We start from the raw sequence: 6,699 nt of genomic DNA on the forward strand, positions 1-6,699 counted from the left end.
CAGGAGGAGTGGAAGGCGCTGGCCGAGCGCCTCACCGTGGGAGAGACGTACTTCCTACGACACCCCACCCAGCTCGAGGCGCTGGTGGAGCAGGTGCTGCCCTCCTTTCTGCGCCAGTCGCCCCAGGTGCGCGTGCTGTGCGCCGGCTGCTCCACCGGAGAGGAGCCCTACTCGGTGGCCCTCATGGCCCGGGAGAGTGGCCGGGTGGATGCCTCGCGCCTGCGCCTGCTCGGCATCGACGTCAACCCGCGCGCCATCGCCCACGCCCGCCGTGCCTGCTACTCCCCATGGTCCCTGCGCGCCGTGCCGCTCGCCATGCGCGACCAGTGGTTCCAGCACACCCCCGAGGGCTTCGCGCTTCAGCCCCAGGTGCGGGATCAGGTCATCTTCGAGGAGCGCAACCTGCTGGAGGATGCCCCCGCCTTCTGGGCCCCGGGCTCCTTCCACGCCATCCTCTTCCGCAACGTCGTCCTCTACTTCCCGCCCGAGGTGATGCGGAAGATCATCGCTCGCATGGCCCAGTCGCTGGTGCCCGGTGGCTACCTCTTCCTGGGGCCCAGCGAGACGTTGCGCGGCATCTCCGAGGACTTCGAGCTGCTGCGCGCCGGGGACGCCTTCTACTACCGCCTGCGGCAGCCGGTGTCGTCCGCCTCCGCGGCGGCCTCTCCTCCACCCGCCGTGGCCCCGCCCGCGCGGCCCTCCGTGTCCGTCCCGACGGTGGCCGCGTCACTGGATGGGTTGGACGAGGTGCTGCGTCTTCTAGAGGGGGAGCGCTACACAGAGGCATGGACGCACCTGGAGTCGCTGCCCCAGGCCACGCAGCCCAAGGGCTTGCTGCTGCGCGCGGTGCTGCACCTGAACGCCGGGCGCTTGGATCAAGCCGAGCGCCTGGGTCGGCAGCTCGTCGCTTCGGGCTCCAATGAGGCCTCGGCCCAGTACCTGCTGGGGCTGTGCCTGGAGCAGGCGGGGGACGAGGTGGGCGCCCGGGCCCGCTACAACGCGGCCGTGCGTGCGGAGCCCACCTTCGCGTTGGGCTACCTGCGCGCGGGCACGCTGGCGCGTCGGGCCGGGAATGGAGTCGAGGCCCGGGTCTCCTTGCGCATGGCCCTCTCGCTGCTGCCCCAGGAGAAGCCCCTGCACCTGGCCCTCTTCGGCGCCGGCTTTGGTCGTCACGGGCTCATGCAGGTCGTTCTTCAGGAACTACAGGATTGTACGGAGGTTCCATGAGTCTCTCTCGCACTCGGATGTCGCTGCGGTTGGACGAGCTGCGCGACAGCTTCGACGCCTCGTTCTCCCGCCCGCCGCCGCCCCAGCAGGAGCCCGGCGAGGCGTTGCTGCGGCTGCGCGTGGGGGGCGCCCCCCTGGCCGTGCGCCTGGGTCACCTCTCCGGCCTCCACCTCATGCCCCGTCTGGTGCGCCTGCCGGACAGCCCGGCCGCGCTGCTGGGCGTGGTGGGGCTGCGGGGCCAGCTCATCGCGGTGCATGACCTGGCGGCGCTCCTGGGCCTTCCGCAGGGGGAGACTCCCCGCTGGCTGCTGCTCGCGGGCGGCACCCGGCGCGTGGGCCTGGCGGCCTCTGGCTTCGAGGGCCAGATGCGCGCCACGCGGGAGCAGATGAAGCCCGGTGGCTCCTCCGCCAGCCATCCCTTGCTGAGCGCCAGCGTGCTGCTGCCGGACGTGCCCCCGTTGCCGGTGCTCGATGTCGACAGCCTCGTGAGAAAGCTGCTGGAGGAGGCCGCCGCCCCCCAGCAGGGGAGGTGAGCGGATGCTTTCGCGGGTGCTCACGCAGTGCTTCGTGCCAGGGTCCCTCTCCGCATGAGCCTGGACAGCGATCCTTATTACTACTTCCGCATCGAGGCCCGGGAGCTGCTCGAGCAGCTTACCCAGGGGCTGCTCTCGCTCGACGATGGGGAAAGCGGCTCGCAGGCGGTGCCGGAGCTCTTCCGCTACGCACACACCCTCAAGGGGGCGGCGCGCGTGGTGGGGCAGATGCACATGGCGGAGATGGCGCACGCGGTGGAGGACGCCCTGTCGCCCTACCGCGACAGCGGCCAGTCCGTGCCCGCCAACAGCGTGCGCGAGTTCCTGCGCCTCGTCGGGCAGATGGCGGACGCGCTGGACACGCTGGATGCCCCGGCGCCGGCCTCCACTCCCGAGGTGGCCCAGGCCGAGACGGGCTCCCCGGTGGTGGTGCCCCAGGAGGGCCCGTCGTCCGAGGTGGTGCGCGTGGAGTTGGAGCGCCTGGATGGGCTGCTGGAGGGCCTGTCCGAGGCGGTGGTGCAGCTCGGCGGGTTGCATGGGGCGGTGGAGTCGCTGGGGCAGGCCCAGCACGGCACGAGCCTCCTCATCGAGCAGCTCACCGCGCCGGTGGCCTCCAGTGGCTCCGCGGCGGAGCGTGCGCGGTGGTTGTCGCGCGTGCTGTCCGTGGCCGAGAGCCTGCGCGCCTCGCTGACGAAGGCGGGGCGGCAGCTCGGCGGAGGGCTGGGGCAGGTGGAGTCGGAGCTGGCCCGGATGCGCGACACCGCCCATTCCCTGCGGCTCGTCCCGGCGCAGACGCTCTTCGGGCCGCTGGAGCTGGCCGCGCGTGATGCGGCTGGCTCGCTGGGCCGTCAGGTGAAGATGGTCACCGAGGGCGGTGACATCCAGATCGACGGGCACGTGCTGGCGGCGGTGCGCCAGGCGCTGCTGCACGTGGTGCGCAACGCGGTGGACCATGGGCTGGAGACGCCCGACGAGCGACGGGTGGTGGGCAAGCCCCCCACGGGCCACTTCTCGCTGAAGGTGCAGCGGCGCGGTGGGCGCGTCTCCTTCCGGTGCGAGGACGACGGGCGCGGGGTGGACCTGGCACGGGTACGCCAGGTGGGGGTGGAGCGGGGCGTGGTGAGCGCCTCCGAGGCGGACGCCCTGGACGAGGAGGGGGTACTGAACCTGCTCTTCCAGCCCGGTTTCAGCACGGCCCGCACCATCACCGAGGTGTCCGGCCGCGGCGTGGGGCTGGACGTGGTGCGCGACACCGTGCGCCGCCTCAAGGGCGAGGTGCACATCACCTCGCGGCTGGGACAGGGCACCTGCATCACGTTGGAAGTGCCCCTCACCCTGGCCTCGCTGGAGGTGCTGGGCGTGGAGGCGGGTGGGCAGCGCCTGCTGGTGCCGCTGGAGGCGCTGAGTGGCGCCATCCACCTGCCCGCGGAGGCCGTCACCTGGACGGGGGCACGTGCCTGTATCTCCCACGCTGGCGAGGCGCAGCCCTTCCTGCCCCTGGCGGACGCGATGAAGGGGGCGGGCGGGGCGCAGCGGCCACGCGCCTGGTCCGTGCTGGTGCTCGACGCGGGCGCGGCGGGCCGGGCGGCGGTGGGGGTGGAGAAGTTGCTGGGCATCTCTCGCCGGGTGAGCCGGCCGCTGCCCGCCACCGTGCCCCACCTGCCGCTGGTGGCCGGAGCCAGCTTCGATGAGCAGGGGGTGCCCCTGTTGTTGCTGGACGCGGCCGGGCTGGTGCGGCTGGTCCAGGCGGGCTCCTCCGGAGGGGCTCCGAAGGCGCGCACCACGCGCAAGCACCACATCCTCGTGGTGGACGACTCCGTCACCACCCGCATGTTGGAGAAGAGCATCCTCGAGGCCGCCGGCTATCAGGTGGAGCTGGCCGCCTCCGGCGAGGAGGGTCTGGAGAAGGTGCTGCGCGGCGGCCACTCGCTGATCATCTCCGACGTGGAGATGCCGGGGATGTCGGGGTTGGATCTCACCCGACGCATCCGCGCCGTGCCCGCCCTCCAGACGCTGCCCATCCTCATGGTGTCCTCGCTGGCCACCGAGGAGGACAAACGGCGCGGCCGCGAGGCGGGGGTGTCGGCCTACATCGTCAAGGGGGAGTTCCAGCAGCATGGCTTCCTGGACACGGTGGCCCGGCTGGCGGCCGAGGGCCGGAGGTCGGGATGAACCGCCTGCGGGTCCTCATCGTCGACGACTCGCTGACGGTGCGCCGGCAGCTGGCGGAGGGCTTCGCGTTCGACACCTCGTGCGAGGTGGTGGGCGAGGCCACCGATGGCCAGCAGGCCTTCGAGCAGTGTCAGCGCCTGCGTCCGGACGTGGTGACGATGGACTTGATGATGCCGAAGGTGGACGGACTGCGGGCCACCGAACTCATCATGGCCCACTGCCCCACGCCCATCATCGTGCTCTCGGCGGGGGAGAACCGCACGGAGGGGCTGAAGACACTGGACGCGCTGGCCGCGGGCGCGGTGGATGCGCTGGACAAGCCCTCCGGCCTGCTGGACTCGAAGTGGATGGAGACGCTGGTGTCGCGGGTGCGGGTGGCGGCGCGCGTGCGCGTCATCACCCACGTCCGGCCCCGGGTGCACCTGGAGGCGCCTTCCACCCGCGGCCAGCCCCAGCGGGTGGCGTCGCCCACCGTGCCCCCCCGGTTGCTGGTGATGGGGGCCTCCACGGGCGGCCCGGCGGCCGTGCGCCACATCCTCCGCTCGCTGCCCGTGGACTTCCGGTTGCCGGTGCTGCTGGTGCTGCACATCACCGAGCACTTCGACACCGCCATGGTCGAGTGGTTGGGGAAGCAGAGCGGCCTCCAGGTGCGCAACGCGGTGGACGGGGAAATCCTGCCGCTGCCGGGCCGGCTGGCGGTGCGGATGGCCCCGGGCAACCGGCACCTGGTGGTACGGGCCGGGCGGCTGAGGCTGGAGGACGGGCCGGAGCGGCACTCGTGTCGGCCCTCGGTGGACGAACTCTTCGAGTCCGTGGCGCGCGAGCTGGGCCCGGCCGCTATTGGATGCTTGCTGACGGGAATGGGACGGGACGGGGCGGAGGGACTGGCGGCCATGCGACGCGCGGGGGCCGCTACAGTGGTGGAGGATGAATCAACCTGCGTGGTATTCGGCATGCCCCGTGAGGCCATCCGGCTCGGGGCTGCGCAGCACGTGGTGGGACTGACGGAGATCCCCCCCCTGCTGACGGGGCTCGCACGGGCGGGCACCAGGGAAGGATTGTCATGAAGGCACGTGTGCTCATCGTGGACGACAGCGCAACGGTTCGCGCGGACATGCGCGGAGTGTTGAGCTCCGCGGGTTTTGGCACCACGTTGTGCGAGAGCCTCGCCGCCGCCCGCAAGGCGCTGAGCGAGAATGAGTTCGACCTGATCATCCTGGACATGCTGCTGCCGGATGGTGAGGGGGTGGATCTGCTGGAGGAACTGCGCCGGGTGCCCCGCACCTCGCACCTGCCGGTGCTGATGCTGTCCACCGAGGCGGCGGTGCTCCAGCGGCTCAAGGGCCTGTCCCACGGCGCCAACGACTACGTGGGCAAGCCCTACGACTCAGCCTATGTGGTGCGGCGCGCCCACGAGCTGACGCAGGTTCCCGAGGCGGACGGTACGCCGCGGCTGGTGTCGGCCGGCCGGCGTCGACGGGTGCTGGTGGTGGACGGTCGCATCGACTTCCGTCACCGCGCCGGGGACGCGCTGCGCAAGGATGGTCATGACGTCATCATCGCCGAGTCCGGAGATGATGCCCTGCGGCTGCTGGAGGCCCAGCCGGTGGACTGCATCCTGCTGGACCTGGAGATGCCGGGGCTGGAAGGGCCGGAATGGGTGCGCATCGTGAGGCGCCTGCCCGGGACGGCCCAGGTGGCCGTGGTGGGGCTGACGGCCGGCTTCGACTCGAAGCTCATCTCCGAGGCGCTGGCGGTGAAGGTGGATGCCTTCTGCTCCAAGACGGAGGACATCGAGGTGCTGCGCGCGCAGGTTCGCACCGAGCTGCGGCGCCGGGCGGAGGCCGAGCAGCACGCCCAGGGCGCGCCGGCCCCGGCCCCCACGTCCCCGGGTGCTCCGACGGGCCCGGTGGCCTCCGCGGCCCCGGCGGCCACGCCCGCACCGTCCTCCGGGGCGGCCCACGGCTCGCTCTTCGATGAGCTGGTGGCGCGCTGCGGCCTGTCTCCGGTCATCGCCCCGTCCACCATGACGCGCGCGTGCCGCAAGGCCGGGGTGGAGCCGCAGTCGCTCAACGCCGTGACGCTGGCCAAGGCGCTGCCGAGCATCCGGGACATGCTCCACATCTTCCTGGACGCCCAGGAGGCCGAGCGGCGCATCCAGTCCATCCAGGCCCTGGCGGAGTCGTCGGCAGCGGCCAGGGCGCGCGGCAGTTGAGTCAGGCGCCGTCTTGGAGGGAGCACTCAGCCCGACGCCCTCGTTCTCGCCGAAGGCGATGCGTGGGCGGTGCTGTCCCGCCCACGCCATCCCGCCATCAGTGCAGGGTCTTCTTGAGGCGGCTCAGCCGCTCATGGGTGCGCTTCTGCGAGGGCAGCAGCTCCATCCGGACGAAGCGGCGGGCCTCGCCATGGACCTTGTCCATGTCACGCTTGTAGTCCGACAGGCCGTGGTCCTCACCCTCCTCGAGGGCCTGGATGGCGGCCTTCTCTCCCAGCAGATCGGCGCCCGTCTGCACCAGCTTCGCGAAGGTTCCCCACAGGCCCGAGCCCTCCGAGGGCGTGCCCCCGAGCTTCTCGATGCGCTCGCGGAGGCTCCCCACACGGTGCTCATGGTCGTGCAGGCAGTCCTCCAACTGACTGCGGATCTTCTCATCCGACACGTGGCCAATGGCCTTGCGGTAGGTCTCCACGGCGGAAATCTCTCCCCGCAGGAAGGTATTCAGGGTCTCGACGTCGGTGTTGGCCATGCGCTTTCCCCCAGCGTGAGTTG

General features: G+C 71.6%; 6 protein-coding genes. 5 read left to right on the top strand and 1 reads right to left on the bottom strand.

All coding sequences use genetic code 11. The features are described 5' to 3' along the window. From VF794_RS27125 to VF794_RS27145, 5 genes are all read left to right on the top strand, one after another. Window positions 1-1,227 (top strand): CheR family methyltransferase (locus VF794_RS27125; protein ID WP_331115303.1); only part of this gene is annotated, 1,227 nt, incomplete at its 5' end. Beyond that, the gene (locus VF794_RS27130) at window positions 1,224-1,760 is read left to right on the top strand and encodes a chemotaxis protein CheW (RefSeq protein WP_331115305.1); all 537 of its coding nucleotides are present in this window, start codon (window positions 1,224-1,226) and stop codon (window positions 1,758-1,760) included. The genes VF794_RS27125 and VF794_RS27130, both read left to right, overlap by 4 nt. Window positions 1,761-1,814: 54 nt before the next feature. Beyond that, window positions 1,815-3,932 carry a hybrid sensor histidine kinase/response regulator gene (locus VF794_RS27135; RefSeq protein ID WP_331115307.1) on the top strand — a complete coding sequence of 706 codons (2,118 nt, stop codon included), beginning with the start codon at window positions 1,815-1,817 and terminating at the stop codon, window positions 3,930-3,932. Continuing rightward, window positions 3,929-4,999: a chemotaxis-specific protein-glutamate methyltransferase CheB gene (gene cheB, locus VF794_RS27140; protein ID WP_331115309.1), complete on the top strand. Its 1,071-nt coding sequence runs from the start codon at window positions 3,929-3,931 to the stop codon at window positions 4,997-4,999. The genes VF794_RS27135 and cheB overlap by 4 nt, the downstream gene beginning before the upstream one ends. Further along, complete coding sequence (locus VF794_RS27145; protein ID WP_331115311.1) at window positions 4,996-6,147, top strand: response regulator; 1,152 nt, start codon at window positions 4,996-4,998, stop codon at window positions 6,145-6,147. Before cheB ends, VF794_RS27145 begins: the two co-directional genes overlap by 4 nt. Before the next feature lie 97 nt (window positions 6,148-6,244). Here VF794_RS27145 and VF794_RS27150 read toward each other — a convergent pair whose 3' ends face one another. After that, window positions 6,245-6,676 (bottom strand): DUF2383 domain-containing protein, encoded by a 432-nt coding sequence (locus tag VF794_RS27150; RefSeq protein ID WP_331115313.1) that lies wholly within the window; start codon window positions 6,674-6,676, stop codon window positions 6,245-6,247. Between the last annotated feature and the right edge of the window lie 23 nt (window positions 6,677-6,699).

The sequence above is a fragment of the Archangium sp. genome (assembly GCF_036389735.1).
Classification (GTDB): Bacteria; Myxococcota; Myxococcia; order Myxococcales; family Myxococcaceae; genus Archangium.